Genomic DNA, 18,198 nt, shown 5'->3' with positions numbered 1-18,198 from the left:
TGCTATCCTCAGGGCTGTTTCCCAATTTATAACAAGGAGCAATATCGAATAATCAATGTGACACATTAGAAGACAGAAGATGATTGTCATACCCGCTATCGTTATAATAGGAATTAGGGGGACACCTCCCAAGATGATTGTCATAGGAATTAGGGGGACACCTCCCTAATTCTCTTTCTTGGGCCAGGCTTTTTTGGGTCTTACATCCTTCCCCAATCTCGACTGCAAGTTGTCGAAGAACGAATTGCCACCCAGAGGACGGCCTGTACGCCCGTGTCTTCTTAACAAGTCACGGTCGCGATCACTGGTATCCTCTGCCAAAAACCCCTCCCAATCATCAACCAACGACAGCAATGGAGCCGTTTTCACAAGCACATCGTCCTTACCTGTCAAATGTGCTCGGGCGCTGCTCCATCGATAGTCCCCGGCTTTTGGGACCATCCCCGCCCTAACCGGGTTTCGCTCTACATATCGGGCGGCGGCGCTAAGATACTTTTCATCCATTGCAAATGAAGAAAACCTCCCGTGCCACAGATGTCCCGTCCATTTTTCACGGTTCTTGATACGGCAAGTATAGCGTTTATGCGCTTCACCAATCGCCAAACTCAGGCCCTGCTCGGTTTTCGGCGTGGCAATTAAATGGACATGATTTGTCATCAAGCAATATGCCCATATTTCGACTTCATGCTTGTCACACCAAAGGCGCATACTCTTCAAATAATGAATGTAGTCATCATCCTTGAAAAAAGTCGGAAGGCGTCGGTTCCCACGCTGAATAATGTGGTGGGGTTCTCCTGGAACTACTATCCGTGCAATTCTTGGCATGCCGCTTCGTAGCAACGCCACTTATTCAATATCAACAATTAGGGAGGTGTCCCCCTAATTCTTCCCATTTTTTCAATTTTCTAGAATAGGTATGATGTCCCCCTAATTTGTTAATCCATGGTATCCCTTTCATATTAAATCCACTGAAATATTCTTAACCAAAGGCTCAATTTCCTCAAGGGTAAGAAATCCAACATGCTCAACATGCTTATCCCAATCCTCTTTGCGAAATAGCTTTGTGTCTATTCCATTTTGTTTCATGTATCCAGAGATAGGAGCAGGTCCATATATTTGATTAACAATGTCTTCCAATCTCTCCCATACTGTTTCACACTCTTCACACATATATATAATATTATTATTCCTCTTCATTCTTATTTTTTCTATTCTTCCATCAAATAGCACCGGGCAAATCAACGCACAGCTTCTTTTATCTACTTCAATGCGATCCAGCATGCCGCCTCCTACTTTATTGGATATGCAGATATGATTTCATTTGAATTACTCCTGACAATAATCCTTAGAGTTCTTTCAACATTCGTTCCTATTACCTTATTCATGGATGGCTCATACACCCATAAATTCCATTCTACCCTATAATTTCCTCTATTTATCCAGCCTTCGTCTACTAATCCAAGAATTTGATTTTTATGGACATTGAACACTGTATGCTATGTTTTTTTGAGGATCTGGAGTTGCATGGGACAATACATGCTTCTGGCTATCAATTCTCTAATATTTCAAGCATAAGAAAGCATTTCTCTCTAAGTTGTTCTTCTGTAATATCACCGGTCTCAATTAATTGGGCGTCAGAACAAAATGAATCAATATCAAAAAATAAATCTTCAATATTTTTATTGTATTTATTTTTTTTTATCAAATCACTTCTTCGCTGTTTAATAAATGCAATTTCAAAATCAGAACCTGACAGATTGTGCTCTAAAAAATCTTTTATCAACTTAACATACACAATAGTTGTATCCATTTATAGCTTGCCTCGTTTCAAAACGTTTTCGATCTGATCCACTGTCAACCTCCAACCACTTATAAAATCGCCACTTTTGCTTTTCATTACATTATTTCCTGTTTTTGGGTTAATGTAATGAATCACTTCTTGTCCTCTATACGTCCCTTTAATCTCTACAGTATCAGAGTTATGAATATGAGCATCAAGGGCCTTTCTAAACTCTTCTCCTTTTGAAGGGTTATAATTCTTACCCTCGACGCCAAAATCTTCAGCGTGTTTAAATTTACGTTTCAATTGTCTTTCTGAATAGCTGACAACCCGTTTAGCCGCGAGTTTCTCACGAACTATACTCCCGACAACCCCAAGAACGATATTCATCCCGAACTTGACATTATTCTTGTCCATGTTGACGGCATAGCTGCCGGCGGACGCGAATTTATCGGAGCAATCCCCGTCGGGGCAATTACGCAATTTGTATTCATCGGTGGTCAGGGCACCAGACTGAAGGTACGCCGCCACTTCCTCCGAAACCATGTCCTTGGTTGCTTCAACCTTGTCGCCAATAAGGGCGTCGGCCGCCATGGCAACCGCATACCCAAGCATTAGCTTGACCGGCCCGCCCGTGGCCAACTGCATTCCCAGTGCAGCCGCCTGAACCATCTTGATGTCATCAGGAGGGATACTGTCAATAAAGTCACGGGCTCCCTGCAAGCCTTGTAGGACAAGGGTTGTCCCATCCGTTACCTGATAATCAAAACCTCCTGAATTATCACTTAAAGTAAGAATTGTCCGCAGGTCCAAAGAACTACTCAGGAGCTGCTTACTCGCAGAATTCTCAAGGGCCCAGGTTCCATTTTCTCCCTTCGTTAACTGGAAAGGGTTGTCGCGAAACGTTTCGCCATCCAGAATTTCTGAAGTCGCCTCAGGGGGTTCCGATGTGTCACCATCAGTAAGCGACGCCAGCCACTGCAATCCCCATTTCGACGTCTCTTCGGCATCTGCGACCGTCTCCCCGTCCTTGAGTTCAATTCCGCAATTCTTGAGGAATCGTTCAGGGTTTTTCTGGTACTCAGCCTCAATCTTTGCGTTGTTAACGAGTGCATCCTGATATTGTTCATTCTCAAGAAGGGTCAGGGCCACATCCGGATCAACCCCTTGCCGGATCATCTCTTTCATGTTGCCTTCAGCGGCTTCCCCAAGGCCCTCCACCTCGCTGTCCAATGAACTTTTAATGTCATCCGGCAAATTGGTTTTATAGGCTTCATAGGCATCAACAAGCTTTTTGATGTTACCTTTTATCCCCGCACCACCGCTCGCGACCTCATCAATTGCCGCGCCATCGATATACACGGTCACCGAGGTCTTCTCATCCCGGGTGATCTCCTGCGCCTTGGCCAAATCGCGGTTCAAGCCTTCCAGTCCGGCGTCGGGGTCGGAGCGGATGATGATTTCGCCTTCGCCGATGGTGGCGCGGTTGATCTGGCGGCGGTCGCGGGAGGAGGCGCTGCCTTCCAGGGTGCCCGCATAGGGGTTGCCCTCCTGCTTGGCGTCCTTGTTGGCGTCGTTGGACGCGCCTTCCTGGGAGGCGGCCCGCGCGTCATCCGAACCCTGGCGGTTCGCGCTATTCTTGGCGTTCTCCGCGCTCTTGGAGACGGACACGCTGGCCTGGTAGTTCGAGGCCTTGTCGTGGTCGTAGATATCGGTGTAGGTGAGCGTGTCGGTATCGAGCTTCAGGTTGCCGTTTTCGGCAGCGATGACCGCGCCCTCCACGTGAGTGTTCTTCTCCACGCGGATGTCGACCTGCTCCTTGCCGATGATCGAGGTCTGGTTGTGCACCCAAGCCGAGGACCCATTGCCCTTGCCCATGCCGACGCTGGCGGAATCGCCGGTCGAGGCGGTCGGATTCAGCCCCACCGCGTCCGCGGCATCCGCAGCCACGGACGCTCCCATGCCGAGGGTGGCGCTGCCGCCCACGCTCCAGTTGGAGCTCTTGGACTCGCTGGTGTCCTGCCTGCTGGCCACGACCAAGTCGCCGCCCACATCCATGTCGACCTTGTTGCCCTCAAGGTTCGCTCCGGCCACCGTGGTGTCCTGGCCGGATTTCACGGTCAGGTCCTGCCCGGCCGCGACCTGCGCGTTGGTGTTTGAGTCGGCGCGGTAGTCGGCATCGCTGCCGGAGGCCGAGCCGGACAACTGGAGGCCCGCCGCCACGCCGTTGACCGCGCTGACGGTGGCTCCGACGCCCACACCGGCGGACACGGAACTGGAATTCGACGAGGTCTGCCTGCTGTTGGCGGCCGAGGCCACAGTGACGTCCTCCCCGGCTATCAGGGAAACATCCGCTTCGGCCCGGACCCGACCGCCCTCGACTGTCAGGTCCTGCCCGGCCTCAAGCGCGGCATCACGCCCGGCGGTCGTTGTTGACGCGACCGAAGTAGCCGAGTCGCTGGAGAAACTGCTCTCGGACATGGACAGACCGGCTGTCAGCGAAACCGACGCACTCGGGTTACTCACCTGCTGGGCGGCGGAAACCGCCTGAAGCGCACCGCTGGCGGCCGAAACCGCCTCGGCTCCGGCGCTTCCCTCACCGGAGGTCATGTTCTCCGGCGTCTTCGCAAGGGTACGGATCGCCGTGGTGACCGACTGCTTGGCGGCCAGCTTGAGGCCAACCTCCACACTCTTGACGTACTCGTCCAGGTGCTCGACATCCTGCGCGGCCTTGACGTTGATGTCCTCACCGGCCTTTAACTTCACGTCCTGACCGGCGGCGATGTCCGAAGAGACCTGATTGATGTTGCGCCCGGCGTCTATGTTGACGTCGTTGCCCGCGCCGACTTCGGAACTCGCATTGTATTCGCCGGAGGAGTTGGTTTTCTTCTCCACCCCCTTGTATCCGGCACTGATGCTGATTTCGTTTTCGGACAGGGATAACCCAATGCCGATGCCGCCTTTCTTGCTGCTGTGACTGGAGGATTGGGCGTTGCGCCCGGCGATAACGTTGGCGTCGCGGCCGGCGGTTATGTTCACATCGTTTTCCGCCGCCACGTTGGAACCGACAATGGTCGCGTCGTTGGCCGCATCCACGGTGACGTCCGTACCCGAGGTGATATTCGAGCCGACGTTCCCGCTCCCCGCCGACCGGGAGGACTCCTCCTTGAACCGGGCGACATCGAGCCGCCCCTTGGACACAAACAGTCCGATGCCGCTCGACTTCTCCTCGCGCATCGAACTGCTTTCGTTCTGTCCGGCGGCGATGCGCACATCCCCGGTCTCGCTCTTGAGGGAAACCCCCTGCTCGCCGTGGATATTACTCGCCGATATGGCTAGATCGGCGTTGGCCTGGGCGGCTACCGCTCCACCGGCCGTCACCTCGCTGGCCACCTGCGTGGTGGAACCGGATGCGGACTTGGAGGATTTCGCGGAAAACAGGCTTGAGCTGCTGGCGTCATTCCTCCGGCCCCTTGTCTCCTCGGCCGAGGAGATAAGCATCTCGCCCCCGGCCTTGAGGTCGACGTCGCCCTCCGCGCTCAGTTTGCTGCCGACGACAGACAGATCGCTGTCCGGAGCGGAGCCGGTCTCCACGGTGAGGGAACCGCCGGATTTGACGGTGGAGGCTGCCGTGGTCTGCGTTTTCTCGGCAACGGTGGTGGATTTCTTGCCGCCGAAGAAGCCGCCGGAGCCGCCCTGATTGTGGGAATAGAAGTCGGTGCTGTCCGTGGCGGCGGTGATCGAGACATTGCCGCCCGCCTTGAGGGCGGCGTCGCCGCCGGACTCGAGTTCGCTGCCGTGGACGGCCACGTTCTCGCCCGCTTCCACGGTCAACGCGCCACCCGCCTTGACGGAGCTGCCATGATTGTATGTGGAATCGGTCCGGGTGTTGTAGTTGGAACCGCTCAGACGGTGCTTGAAGGTCGTCTCCATGGTCGAGACAGCCACGTTGCCGTCCGCCTTGAGCGTGGCGTCGCCGCCCGCCTCCAGCTCGGTGCCGAGGACGCCGACGTCCTTTCCGGCCTCCACCCTGAGGTCGCCGGTGGCCGATATCTTCCCGGCCTTGGCTATCCGGGTATAGTTGGAGCCCTTGCCCGAGAACCCGACGGTGTCGGCGGCCAGGACCACGTTGTTGTCCGCCTTGAGGGCAACATCCGTCCCGCTGATGTCGCCCCCGATGTTGTAAATGGAATCAGCGGCGGCGACGGTCACGCCCTGGCCTGCGAGCGTCCCTTTATTGTTGAGGAAGTTGTCCGCGTTGATCGTTACCTGACCACGCGAGGCGATGAGACCCGCGTTGGCGGTGTCGCCGGTGGTGTCCACCTGCACCTCCCCGGCCGCGATGACCGAGCCGCCCTGGGCGATCTTGTCCAGGCTGGCCGGGCAAAGATAGACCACGGGCACCAGTAGCTGTTCGCCGTCCACTTCCTGGTACTCGAACCAGACGATGTCGCTGTTCAGAGCGGCCACCTGTCCGGCGGTCAGGGCAATGCCTACGGTGAGATCGAGATCGGTATGGGCCTGGACCGCGTTATCCATCAACGCGAGGAACTGATCCGTGTCGGTGGTTCTCGCCGCTTCCAAGAAGCGCCGGCCGGTCAGTTCGAGAATCTGCTCGCGCACCAACCGAGTTTCATAGAACTTATCGCCCAGCCGTTTGTAGACCTCCTCGTTGGGATTGAAGCCCATGCGCGCGAGGGCATAGTCCGAGCCGTAAAATGTGTCGAGATCGGTCAGGGCCGGATTGGTCTCGATCCGGTAATTGTGCGCCGGATTCGTGTTCTCCTGGAACAGGCCATTTTGAGGCAGGCCATCGGTCAGGGTGGTCACGTCCGCGACCTTCTGCTGCTGCGAGGCCGGGTCGGGTGGGCTGTAAATGCCGTTATGCTCGGTGACACCGTTGGTCACCGCCCCGGAAGAAATGAGCACGCGATTGCCCGCGTCGAGGGTGCCGTAGGCGTAGTCGATGGGCTTGAGCAGAACTTCGGTGCCGCTGCCGGTGAGGATGCGGTCGGGCGATTCATGGTTATGGAAGATGCCGCGCCCCCAACCGACGGAGGTCCGTTCATAGATGCCCTGCCCTTCGTTGTCGAAGGCATCGGCGTTGATGACGATGTCGCCCGTGGCCGAGGATATCCGGCTGACAACGTTTTGCGCGTTTCCGGCCTCGATGCGGATGTCGCCCTGCGCGGCAATGGTCGCGCCCCGGTCCTGTCCCGAGACGGAGTCTCGCGTGGTCACGGCCCGGAAGATGACGCCGTCGGTCCGGCCCACAATCTTACCGGCATAGAGCCGCCCGGAGGAGGCGACCGAGCGCGCTTCGGCCAACGCTCTCCGTCCCCCTGCGGTCAGGTAGTCGGGATCTGCGGCCAGCTTTGCCTCAGTGTCTTCCACGGCGGCTCGTATCTCCGCAATCGAAAAGATGTCCCGCGACGTATCCAGACCGGCCGCGGCCAGAGCGCCCGCGGAAATACGGTTGGCTTTATTGCGGACCGCCACGCGCGGGGCGCCGAAGAGATCTTTGAAGAGCCTGTAGCAGTTGTCGCCCTCGTCGCCATAGTGCCAGAACCCGCCCTCGGCGTAGGACAACTCGGTGGCCCCCGGGACCAGGGAAAAAAAGGAATTGTTGTTGGTGAAAGTCTCGGCCCGAAAAACCAGGCCGCCGTCCAGGGACTCGATGTTGGCGGAGTCATTCTGCAGAGTGGCCATCCTGGTCCCTCCGGACGCTCCTTCCAACACCATGTCGCCCCTGGAGAGAATTACCCCTTGGTCGTTGTGCAGGGTGTCGCCGATGCGGAACAGGCCGCTGCCGCCGGAGTAGAGAGTACCGGTATTTTCAAGGAAGACGGATGCAACCGAGAGCGTGTCGTCGGCCGCGATCAGACCGCTGTTGGTCAGCGTTTCGGCGTGAACCTCCACGGTCCCTCCCTTGACTATGGGGGTATCCGTGTCCTCGATCTTGGCAACGGTGACGGTCTTGCCAGTCAGATCGACCGTTCCCACCGCCTGAACCTTGTCGGAGACGGCCACTTCACCGTTCTCCGAGGTCAGGGCCAGGTCGCCAGAAGAGGAGGCCGTATTCTTGACCTGGAGCTTCCCGTCCGCCGTCATGACGAGATTTTGGGTGGCCAGCACGATGCCTTGGGTGTTGACGCCCACCCCGGCCTCGGTGCCGACCAGTTCGATACGGCCCGCGTACATGCCACCCAACGCTGCGGAATCGATGGAGACTACGGGAGCCGGGGAGCCGTCCGGGGCAAGGGGAACAACGGTCTCCGTCGCCGGATCGTACCGGTTTTGGCCTGTGACGACCTTCAGCTTGTTGGCATAGATATCCGCGTTGATACTGGCGACCCGGGTGATCAATTCAAACGCGTCGATATTGGTTGTGTTGACGCCGGCCCCTTCCACCCGGATGTCGCCGTCCCGCACATCGATGCCGAGAAAATGGTTGTTGTCGAACTGCGGCCTGCCCGTGGCCAGAGTCGCCTTTGGCGTGTTGATGAATCCGCCGCCATTGATGGAGATGCCGTTGGGGTTGGCCAGGATGAAATTCGCCCTGGACCCGAAGATTTCTATGTAGCCGCCGAGGGACGTGCGTCCGGTCCCGGTCACCTCGGTGAGGATGGAGGACGCGGCGCGGCCCCCGAGGTTGGCATTGGGCGCCAGGGTTCCGCCAAGCTGCGACACGCCCGGGGCGGTCGCGTTGTTGAAGATGACGCCTTGGTGATCCACATTGAAGTCGCTGAATTGGTTGTGGGACAACCCGCTGCCGTTCGGAACGGCAATGTTGACCACTGGAACGCCGTTCTGCGCGGCGTCCATGGTTGGCCGATTGCTCGCCTGGGCGGCCGCGTCCGGAGTGATGCCTCCGGCGTACACCATGGACGGCGGGCAAAGGATCAAGCCGACGAGGAAAGCGATGAGAATGTGCTTCATGGCGGTGTGCATCTGGATCTCCGGTCGCTAAAAGGAAAATTGGATGGAAGTGTAGAATTCGAGGTTGTCGGTCTGGAGAAACGCGGGGGCATCGAGGGGGCGGGATACGGCCATGTCCATGACCAGCCGGGCCCCGCTGGTACGGACTCCGAGCACGGCCCCCTGAAGCGCCCCCTGCTCCTCCGCCTCTTTGGGATCTCGCCTGATCACGCCCGCGTCGTATCCGGCATAAAAGGCCAGATCGCCCACCCAAGTCTTCCGCAAAGGCGAGCTCTGGGGCCCACTCGGCAGCAGCAGGGCCAATTCGTTGCGAACATACCCCCCGATATCCCCGCTTAGACTGTCCTCGTGAAAGCCGCGCACCGTATACCGACTGCCGATGCTGATCCGTTCCGCACTGTACAGCGTGTGGGGCGCCCATTGCCCGGAGGCGCGGGAGGACCAGGAAAAGCGGGTCTTGCCCAAGGTGAAGGGCCGGTAGTAGCTTGCGTACAGCGTGGCTTTGCTGAATTGAGATCGCGGCGTATCCAAGGAAGGATTGCGATCTCTGTCCGCGCCGAGGATGGGCACGCCTTGGGAAAACCCGGCCTGGGCCGAGGCCATGCCGCCCAAAAAACGGGTGTAGTGGGCGAGGGAGACGGACAGCGCGGAGAGAACTTGGCTGGTGGCCGACAGTTTGTAACCGGCAAAGTAGTTCTGGGTATCCCGTACCGTCAGTCCCATTCCAAGGGAGGTTTTGCTGTCCTTGTCGCGAGACAGCACCCGGTCCACGGTCAGCGAAGTCGTGGTGGTGTCGCCCGCAGAGCTGTAGGTCAGCCCGCCCCCTTTGATATCGGTGCGGTATTCGTAATAGCTGACTGAGCCGGAAAAGGTCCAATACCCATAAGGAACCGAGTAGAAGAGGTTCCAGGTCGAGCTGCGCTGCCGTTCGCTGGAGAAGAGTCCTTCGGCATCGCCGTTCAGGTAGACGTTCAACAGGTCATTGATGCCGAACAGGTTGTCCTTGGCCAGAGAGAGGAGATATTGATTGCGGCCGGTGGAGTCCTGGCCGGAGTTGTCCATGCCCGCGGATATCCGCCAAGTCTTGGAGCGCTTGTTCTCGACGGAAACCTTTGTGCCTCCGGGCTTGGTCCCCGGCAGCAACTTCATGGTCGCATTGTTGGAAGGGAGCCGGTTGAGCTGGTCCAGGCCCTGCTCGATGTCACGCAGGTTAAGCACTTCGCCCTCAAGCCCAGGCATGGCCCCTTTGAGCTCCCGAGGGTGCCCGTCCCCTTCCTTGAGTTCGATTTTCTCGACTTTCCCCTCGACAACTTGAAGCCGCAAAATGCCACTGGAAAGATCCTGTTGGGGGACGGCCACGCGGGTCGTGACATAGCCCTTTTGGATATACAGATTGGTCACGTCACGGACCAGATTGTTGATGTCCGTGATGGTCAGGCAGCGCCCCTGATATTTGGCCTTGACCGGCGCTACTTCCCGAAGTCCGAGCAACGTCATGCCGGAAAACTCGATGGTCCTGACCTCGAAGCAGCTTTCCGATTCTGGCTTTTCGGTGGGCTTCTGTGGCTGCAACTCCTGGCCCGAGGGGGCCTTTTCAAGCTCTTCGCGGTGCCTTCGCTCCAACTCGAGACGCCGCTGCTCCTCCTGCTGCTGGATTTGCTGTTGTTGCCGGATGGCGTCGTCGATGGGTGCCCCCATGCCGATGCCGGGCCTGGCAAGCATGGCCAGGGCCAGAATGCAGACCAAAAACAACCGCCGAGGACGGACAGCCCCCCGCCACGCTTCCCCAATACAAAAGGAAAGCATCCCCTGCTTGATGGACACAAAAACACCCTCGCGACTTGCCCCAAGGCAAGCTGGCTACTCCAAAACTATCAATAAAAGGGAGATCGAGAACTGTGACGCAGCTCCCATGCGGCAACCCGGCTGTCTTCTTGAGACCCGTGGCTTTCCGTCTCCGCCTCACGACGGATTTGGCTATAATTTTGCGGCTGAAGTTCCACCCCTTGGAAGATCAGCAGATGTTGCAAATTTGTATGAATCATTACTAATGTCAAGAAAAGTGTTCATATATAGAGGAGAAGTGAACAACTAGCTATATGTATCATCAAACTCGATACAAAGGCGCGAAGTAGCCGCCAGCACACACCGACTAAACATAATTCGGGAGTACCGATTTCAACCTCGGCTGGCCTGCACCAATTGGCGCCAATCTTGCGTCACTCAGTTGAATTATTGCCGAATTGACCTGCCGTTGCGAAAGGACTGGTCAAAGAACACTACCTCAAAGTATCTCCACCGAACGTTTTCGTTGAGCGAGTAGCCTACATGTTGGCTCAGCACGGCCCACCCTTTCAGGGAAGGAAACGAGCGGACGGCTCGCTATTATCTCTCGCCGTTGGCTCACAATGCCGGATACTAGGTGGACACAGAGAAGCTTAAAGACGGCTGGTTGGATGCGTGCATTGAGGGAGTATCCGGGAACGAGCAACCCATGTGCGATTTAATCGCTCGCGCCTTGGTTGTTTACGAGGACAGACCGCACGCCCTAAGAGAGCTTCACACAACCTACCGTATTTATCGTGCTGCATCCCACTTCATCACGCCAATTGCAATCCATCAAAACCGACAATCACCAACAGAAAATGCATCTTTTTTTGCTCCAATTTTGCTCCACTAAATCTGAACTTTCTTGATTAATCAGATTTCATCACGAGCAATCAACTGTCTGATTTAAAAAGAGATACAGACACAAGCTCCTGGAATCATAAACAGCAAAAAGCGATTCGTAATCAGTAGGTCGTCGGTTCAATTCCGATTCCTTTCTCCAACTAAATCAAGCACTTATGACAATTCGTAGGTGCTTTTTTTGTGCCTTGGTATACAGGCTGGTATACATTTGAGTGCAGGGGGATGCCCTGGGGTGGCTGGGATGTATATTGCCCAAAGACTTAGGGGTGAAAAGATGGTGTCACCAGATTTCCGCATCCAGATTCTCAAAAGCAACATAACCAACAACAAAATTCGCGAGTTATCCCAATTTAGTCGAGCAGTACAAGCTCAACCATGCTTCTTTACCCATGCCCTCGGCCGGCTTTTGATAAACGCCTCGAAGCGCCGTTCAGTGGTTCAACAAAGTGACCCCACTTCTCATTCTCTTGACCAATCCCTGTTGTCCGCCCCCCATTTGAGCTACCACCTGTAACTTTACACTTTACACGTTACACTTTACATAAAAGCAATGAGTGAACCTATTGATATTCACGGCATCAGTCTCGCAAGCCTCTTTCTGCGACTGGATACCATTCAAGGTAAGGACCTGCACAGGATAGTCAGCACCGCGCTTGAGACGCTTCTGGAATTGACGCAGGCTTCGCAGGTTTCCCTGATGATCGAACTGGAACAGGAAACCTTTCCTGTCCTTGCGATATTCAATTCATCCGATCCCAAACCGGATTTCTTTCTCTCGGAGTTTTCCTTCGAAGATTTACCCACATCGGCTGAAATCGATTTCATTTGCGAACACACCGATGCGAACTGCCACCTGAAATGCGGAATCATCGGCGCACAAACTCCCGAAGCAGAACCGTTGGTCCAGTTGTTCATGCAGCGCTTGGCCGGGGCCGTCGCATATTACGGCATCCAGCAGGAAATGCAGCGCAATACCAACGAGATGCATCGACTGCGCTTGAACATGGAGTATTCGTTCAACAGCATCCCGGATGCCATTGCCACGCTTGATGACGATATGCGCATACTGTCCGCCAACGAGGCGTTTCTGGCCCTGTATGGTGGCATTCTCATGGATTACAAAGGAAAAACTCTTAAAGAGTGCTTTGGCGAAGCGTCGCGCCCCTATGAGAATGTGATCAAGCAGACGTTGGAGATCGGGAGGATCACCTCACTTTTCCAGATTACCACCCGCAATCCGGACGGGAGGGAGTGCAGGTTGGAGTTGAATGCGGCTCCCCTGCGGACCGGTGACTACAGCTTTGGCGGCACGGTTTTGATCATCAAAGACATGACCCGCCTCGCCGTGCTGGAGCAACAGTTGCAAGATCGGAAGTTGCTCAACAACATGATGGGCAAAAGCGAGGCCTTACAACATATCGCCAGCTTGGTGCAAAGCCTCTCCGACCTTGAGACCACGGTGCTGATCACCGGCGAATCCGGGACCGGCAAGGAGTTGGTTGCCGACGCCCTGCACTACAACGGCAACCGGGCAGACAAGCGCATTGTCAAAGTCAACTGCGCCGCCCTGTCCGAATCACTTTTGGAAAGCGAACTGTTCGGTCATATAAAGGGTGCATTTACCGGTGCGACTCAGGCTTCCGAGGGGCGCGTGGCAGCAGCCGAAGGAGGCACCCTGTTTCTAGACGAAGTGGGAGATCTACCGCTTTCTATCCAGCTCAAGCTTCTCCGCTTTCTGGAATACAAGAAATACGAACGGGTCGGCAGTTCCCGCTCAAGGACAGCGGATGTCCGCGTAATCACAGCGACCAACGCGGACCTCTTGCAGAAAATTCAGGACGGTTCATTCAGAAAGGACCTGTATTACAGACTCAACGTTTTCCAGATCGAACTTCCCCCTCTCAGGGAACGCAAAGAGGACATCCCGCTCCTTGTTGAGCATTTTGTCACAATGTTCAACAACGAGCTTGCCCGCTCCATCAAGTCCATTTCCCCGGAGCTCATGGACATCCTTGTTCGCTACGATTGGCCAGGCAATGTCCGCGAACTCAGGCATTGCATAGAATACGCGACCATCCTTTGCCGGGAGGCAATGCTGACCCCCGTACATCTGCCACGAACCTTCAAGGACAACTTCTCAAGCCTTTGCCAGCAGCTTTCTGAAACACCCCAAAAAACACAATCCTCCCCAGCACATCCCGCCACTCCCTCCAAGTCACACACATTTGATGCGGACGTTGTTCGAGGGGTTTTGGAACAAGCCAGCGGGAAAAAAGCCAAAGCGGCACGCATACTCGGCATCAGCCGCCCGACTTTGTACCGCTGGATGAAACGGGCCGGGATATCTTGAACAAAGTGTAACAAGGCACATTACACATTGTGTAACACTGTAAACATTGCTACACATTTCACAGACGTTACACATTTTACATATTCGCAATAAAACTAAATATTTTGGATAGATATGATATTCTTTAATATTGGCACACTACCTGCTTTACGGGGCTAGGAGCGTAAACCATGCCTCTTCGTAAGTGTAAAATGCTGAATCCCGACCAGTATCATGCCCTCGTGGAAGAAACTCCCGGGCTGCTGGTTATCGGCTACTTGTCAAACGACCTGATCTCAGGCGGTCAGATGCAAGTCCTTTCGGATCTCGCACAGACTGCCGGAAAACGCGTTACGTGCGCGGTGTTGAACCCCGCGTACAGTTCGTACTTCGAAAAAGAGATGAAGCTGGATGGAAGTCCCACCTTCCTCCTCTTCTTTTCCGGAGTTGAACAACAACGCTTCCTCGGGGCGGCTGACTATGAAGACCTTCGGGAGCTGGCAAGCGGTCCTGCTGGGGATGTCGCCATCTAACGCGCCGTGGGGGCGACGCGGCGGCATCAAGAGGAATCGTCTGTCATTTTAAAGGAGATTATGTGTATGTCCAATTCAAGGGATGAAAAACTCAAGGCGGCAGCGATGTCCCGCCGCAAGCTGCTTTTAAACGGCGGTGCCATGGCGGCGGGGGCTGTCCTCTTTGGCGCGGGCGGTAGCCTTGCCAGTGAAAAAGCGCCCGCAGTCCGCTCGGAACTGCCCACCACCAAATGGGATGCCGAATTCGACGTCCTGGTCATCGGCAGCGGCTTTGCCGCCCTGTCCGCAGCCATTGAAGCCCGCCGCAAGGGCCTCGACGTCATGGTTGTTGAAAAGATGCGCGTTCTGGGCGGCAACTCCTGCATCAACGGCGGCCTCTTTGCCGTCGCAGGCAGTGAGCTCCAGAAAAAGGAAGGCGTCACGGACAGCATCGACTTCATGGTGAACGATATGCTGAAAGCCGGGCGCGGCATCAACCATGTCGAGATCACCAAAGCCATCGCCGAAGGCTCCATCGACGCATATAATTTCGTTATCCAGTGCGGTGCGGTCTTCAAGCCCAAGCTCTCCTGGCTCGGCGGCCACTCCGTAGCCCGCACCTACCTCACCCATAACGCATCCGGTTCCGGCATTGTCCGCCCGCTCGTGAAAACTGCGCGCGCCGAAGGCGTTGTCCTGCGCACCGGTTGCAAAATGCTCGAATTCATCGTCAACGACGATCACCGCATTGTGGGCATCCGCGCCCGCGACGGCTACCGCTTCCCGGATGAGGAAAGCGGACAGATCTGTAACTTCCACGCACGCCGAGGCGTAGTTCTCGCCACCGGCGGCTTCAGCCAGGATGCCAAATTCCGCGCATCTCAGGACCCCCGTCTCGCAGGCAAGATCGACTCCACCAACCAACTGGGTGCAACCGGTGAAGCTATGCGCGCCGCATTCCGCGCGGGCGCCATCCCGGTCCAAATATCCCTGATCCAGCTCGGCCCGTGGGCATCCCCGGACGAGCAGGGCTTCGGCGTTGCTTCCATGTTCAACATTCAGTCCGGTTTCCGCTACGGCGTCATGGTCGACCGCTCTACCGGCAAGCGTTTCGTCAACGAACTGGCTGACCGTAAAACCCGCGCCGATGCCATGCTGAAAAAGGTCGATGGAAACGGCAACCCGGACTATCCGATCATCCTCGTCGACAGCAAGGGCGCAGAGGCCTGCCCCACGCTGGACCGCTGCCTCAAGTACAAGGTCGTCAACAGTTTCGAGACGGTTGAGGCGCTGGCAAACTTCTACAAAGTCCCGGCCGAAAGCCTCCAAAAGACCATCACCGACTACAACAAGTACGTCGCAGACAAGAACGATCCCGAATTCGGTAAACCGCTCAGCACGGCCACGCCCATTATCAAAGCGCCCTTCTACGGCGTGCGCGGATGGCCCAAGGTTCATCACTGCATGGGCGGCGTTCAGATCGATGTCAACGCCCATGTCCTCCACTCCCAGACATTCAAGCCCATCGACGGGTTGTATGCTGCGGGTGAAGTTACCGGCGGTCCCCATGGAGCAAGCCGCCTCGGCAGCTGCGCCATCACCGACTGCCTTGTCATGGGTCGCACTGCCGGCAAGAACATCGCCGACAACGAACCGGTCTAAATCGCACCATAAATACCGAAGGGTTTTACTATGAAAACGAAGGCTTCCGTCGCCTCCGGGGCGATTCTTACGCTGTTTGTCATTGGAATCTTCCTTGCACCGAGCGTTCTCCGCGCGCAGCAAGAAGTTGAAGAAAAACCGTCTGTTGCCGAAACAACTCTGGAACAACACAAGGTCCGCCAAATCACCATTGACATAATCGACAACAAGGTGTTCGGCAAAGTGCCGGTGAAAAGCTTCCACAAGAAGATTCACCAGAACGGCACCAACTGTGAACTGTGCCACGCAGTCAAAGAGCCGACCGCTCCTCCCGACACCCGCAACTGCGCCAACTGCCACGGCACTCCCGAAGACGCTGCCAAGCGCACCGTCAAACTCGACCCCAACCCCCACAACTCTCCCCACTGGGGGACGGAACTCCCCTGTGACGCCTGCCACAAGGAACATGGCAAATCCGAATTCTACTGCAAAAACTGCCACCACTTCGATTACCAGGTTCCCTAAAGAGATCAGGAGGAAAACCGTATGTTTATCAAACAGGCCATTGCATGCCTGGTCATACTGATCGCCTTGCTGACGGCGGCAGGGGCCATGGCGGCAGACGACACGGCCAGCCATGAGGAGCAATTTTACTCCCAGGCCGACCGCATGCGTCACCAGGCTCTCAAACAAAACGAGACGTGTTTCACCTGCCACGGCAAACGTGAAATCAACTCTCAATGGAAAACGGACAGAGGTCGCACTCTGCAACTCTACGTCGACCCGGTCGACTATCGCAACTCGGTCCACAGTGGTCAGAGCTGCCAGAGCTGCCACGAAGGCGCAGGCCCTGAGGCCTTTGCCAGCGCACCCCACAAGTTCAAAGACAAGCAGCCCGTGGACTGCATGACCTGTCACAAAGACTACTTCAAGGACATCGCCGAGCAGACCAAGCGCAGCTACCATACCAAAGCCATTGTTGAAAAAGGCAAGCCGTTCCCGTGTTCGTCCTGCCACAATGCCCACTCGTTCCGCCTTCCGGAGCGAACCGAGGACATTCCCGGCTCCATAGCACAAGCCAATGAACGCTGCTTCCAGTGCCACAACGACCTGCGCGGCTATGAGGCCCTGACCGACAAGAAGCTGCTTGATCAGAACATGGCCCACTGGTTCCTGCCGCATAAGGAAAAGCACTTTGCCGCTGTGCGCTGTGTGGACTGCCATGCCGCAAACAAGGGAACCGACGTCCATGTTATCATGCAGGTCAAGGACATGCAGGCCAATGGCGCAATGGTCGATTGCGAGTACTGCCACTCCAAGTCGTCCGCCATGCTCACCAAGCTGAATAAATACCGCAATGAGCAAAAGGCATTCTCCATGGTCAACAAGGGGCTGTTCGATGACAAAAAACTCGTCGAGGAGAACGCCCAGCTGATCGTTGCCAGCACTGACCAAGCCGACTCCGTGCTCGGGTTCATGAACGCGAGCCTGCTCGACAGCAAGTACGTCACCGGCATCACTCAGACTCCGGTGCTGAATGCCCGGTTCATGCAGTTGCTGGCCGTAATCCTGCTGGTCATCGTCGTCCATTCCGTATTGCGGATGTCCGGCACCAAGGCCATTGCCCATGGCGGCACCGTGGTGACCATGTTCCCGTTGCTCGTCAGAGTCTGGCACTGGATCAACGCGGCCTTGTTCCTCGTCCTGATCGTCTCCGGATTCTCCATGCACTTCGGTGCGGGCATGAGTTTCAAGGCGGCACAGTCCACCCACGCCACGCTCGCCATCGGGCTGGCTGGCATGTGGATGCTGTACGTGCTCTACCTCATCCTGTCCGGCCAGATCATGCAGTACCTGCCGCGTGCCGATTTCATCTCGGCCACCTTCAAACAGCTGCGCTACTACATGTTCGGCATCTACAAAGGCGAGGAAAACCCGGCAGGCCATGATCCCAGGAAGCGTTTGAATCCGCTGCAGCAGGCTTCGTATGTCGGCGTCCTGTTCATCCTGTTCCCGGCCCTGGTGGTATCAGGTGTCTACCTGTTTATCCCGGACCTGATCCCGGCTAAGATCATGGGCATGGAAGGCGAACGCTTTGTCTCGCTGGCCCACACGGCTTCGGCCTTCCTGATGGTCGTCTTCCTTGTGGTCCACCTGTACCTCTGCACCACGGGCGAAAGCGTCTTTGCGCTGGTCCGCAGCATGATCACGGGCAAGATGAAAAACGACAAAGAAAAATAAACAGTCATCACACAGTGAAACCATAGCCACTCCCTACTAGACGGGTACCTCCTACCCGTCACCTC

At 56.0% G+C, this 18,198-nt stretch carries 10 protein-coding genes and 1 riboswitch; of the genes, 5 read left to right on the top strand and 5 right to left on the bottom strand.

Annotation, left to right across the window (positions count from 1 at the left end):
- Window positions 1-165 precede the first annotated feature (165 nt).
- From J0909_RS02780 to J0909_RS02760, 5 genes are all read right to left on the bottom strand, one after another.
- Window positions 166-825, bottom strand: a complete 660-nt coding sequence (locus tag J0909_RS02780; protein ID WP_207260289.1) for a transposase — start codon at window positions 823-825, stop codon at window positions 166-168.
- Window positions 826-954: 129 nt separating this feature from the next.
- A complete protein-coding gene (locus J0909_RS02775; protein ID WP_207260288.1) occupies window positions 955-1,281 on the bottom strand; it encodes a hypothetical protein in 327 nt (108 codons plus the stop codon).
- Window positions 1,282-1,549: 268 nt separating this feature from the next.
- Window positions 1,550-1,810 (bottom strand): colicin immunity domain-containing protein, encoded by a 261-nt coding sequence (locus J0909_RS02770; protein WP_207260287.1) that lies wholly within the window; start codon window positions 1,808-1,810, stop codon window positions 1,550-1,552.
- Window positions 1,811-8,731 (bottom strand): hemagglutinin repeat-containing protein, encoded by a 6,921-nt coding sequence (locus tag J0909_RS02765; protein WP_207260286.1) that lies wholly within the window; start codon window positions 8,729-8,731, stop codon window positions 1,811-1,813. It lies immediately after the preceding gene.
- A 15-nt stretch (window positions 8,732-8,746) separates the two neighbouring features.
- Window positions 8,747-10,465, bottom strand: a complete 1,719-nt coding sequence (locus J0909_RS02760) for a ShlB/FhaC/HecB family hemolysin secretion/activation protein (protein ID WP_286181710.1) — start codon at window positions 10,463-10,465, stop codon at window positions 8,747-8,749.
- A 167-nt stretch (window positions 10,466-10,632) separates the two neighbouring features.
- A riboswitch (cyclic di-GMP riboswitch) is annotated at window positions 10,633-10,707 on the bottom strand.
- Between the two features lie 1,253 nt (window positions 10,708-11,960).
- On the opposite strand from J0909_RS02760, the gene J0909_RS02750 reads away from it, so the two are divergent.
- The 5 genes from J0909_RS02750 to J0909_RS02730 all read left to right on the top strand — a co-directional run bounded on the left by J0909_RS02750 (window position 11,961) and on the right by J0909_RS02730 (window position 18,133).
- Window positions 11,961-13,760, top strand: a complete 1,800-nt coding sequence (locus J0909_RS02750; protein ID WP_207260284.1) for a sigma-54 interaction domain-containing protein — start codon at window positions 11,961-11,963, stop codon at window positions 13,758-13,760.
- Window positions 13,761-13,930: 170 nt separating this feature from the next.
- Complete coding sequence (locus J0909_RS02745; RefSeq protein ID WP_207260278.1) at window positions 13,931-14,272, top strand: YbbN family protein; 342 nt, start codon at window positions 13,931-13,933, stop codon at window positions 14,270-14,272.
- A gap of 66 nt (window positions 14,273-14,338) precedes the next feature.
- Entirely contained in the window at window positions 14,339-15,913 is a 1,575-nt protein-coding gene (locus J0909_RS02740; RefSeq protein ID WP_207260276.1) for a flavocytochrome c, read from the top strand.
- A 30-nt stretch (window positions 15,914-15,943) separates the two neighbouring features.
- Window positions 15,944-16,417 (top strand): cytochrome c3 family protein, encoded by a 474-nt coding sequence (locus J0909_RS02735; protein WP_207260274.1) that lies wholly within the window; start codon window positions 15,944-15,946, stop codon window positions 16,415-16,417.
- 21 nt (window positions 16,418-16,438) lie between these two features.
- Window positions 16,439-18,133 (top strand): cytochrome b/b6 domain-containing protein, encoded by a 1,695-nt coding sequence (locus J0909_RS02730; RefSeq protein ID WP_207260272.1) that lies wholly within the window; start codon window positions 16,439-16,441, stop codon window positions 18,131-18,133.
- The last annotated feature ends 65 nt before the right edge of the window (window positions 18,134-18,198 follow it).

The organism is Desulfovibrio sp. Huiquan2017, assembly GCF_017351175.1.
Taxonomy (GTDB): Bacteria; Desulfobacterota; Desulfovibrionia; order Desulfovibrionales; family Desulfovibrionaceae; genus Pseudodesulfovibrio.
Note: the sequence above shows the minus strand (reverse complement) of the source record. Positions and strands in the feature narration are given on the sequence as shown.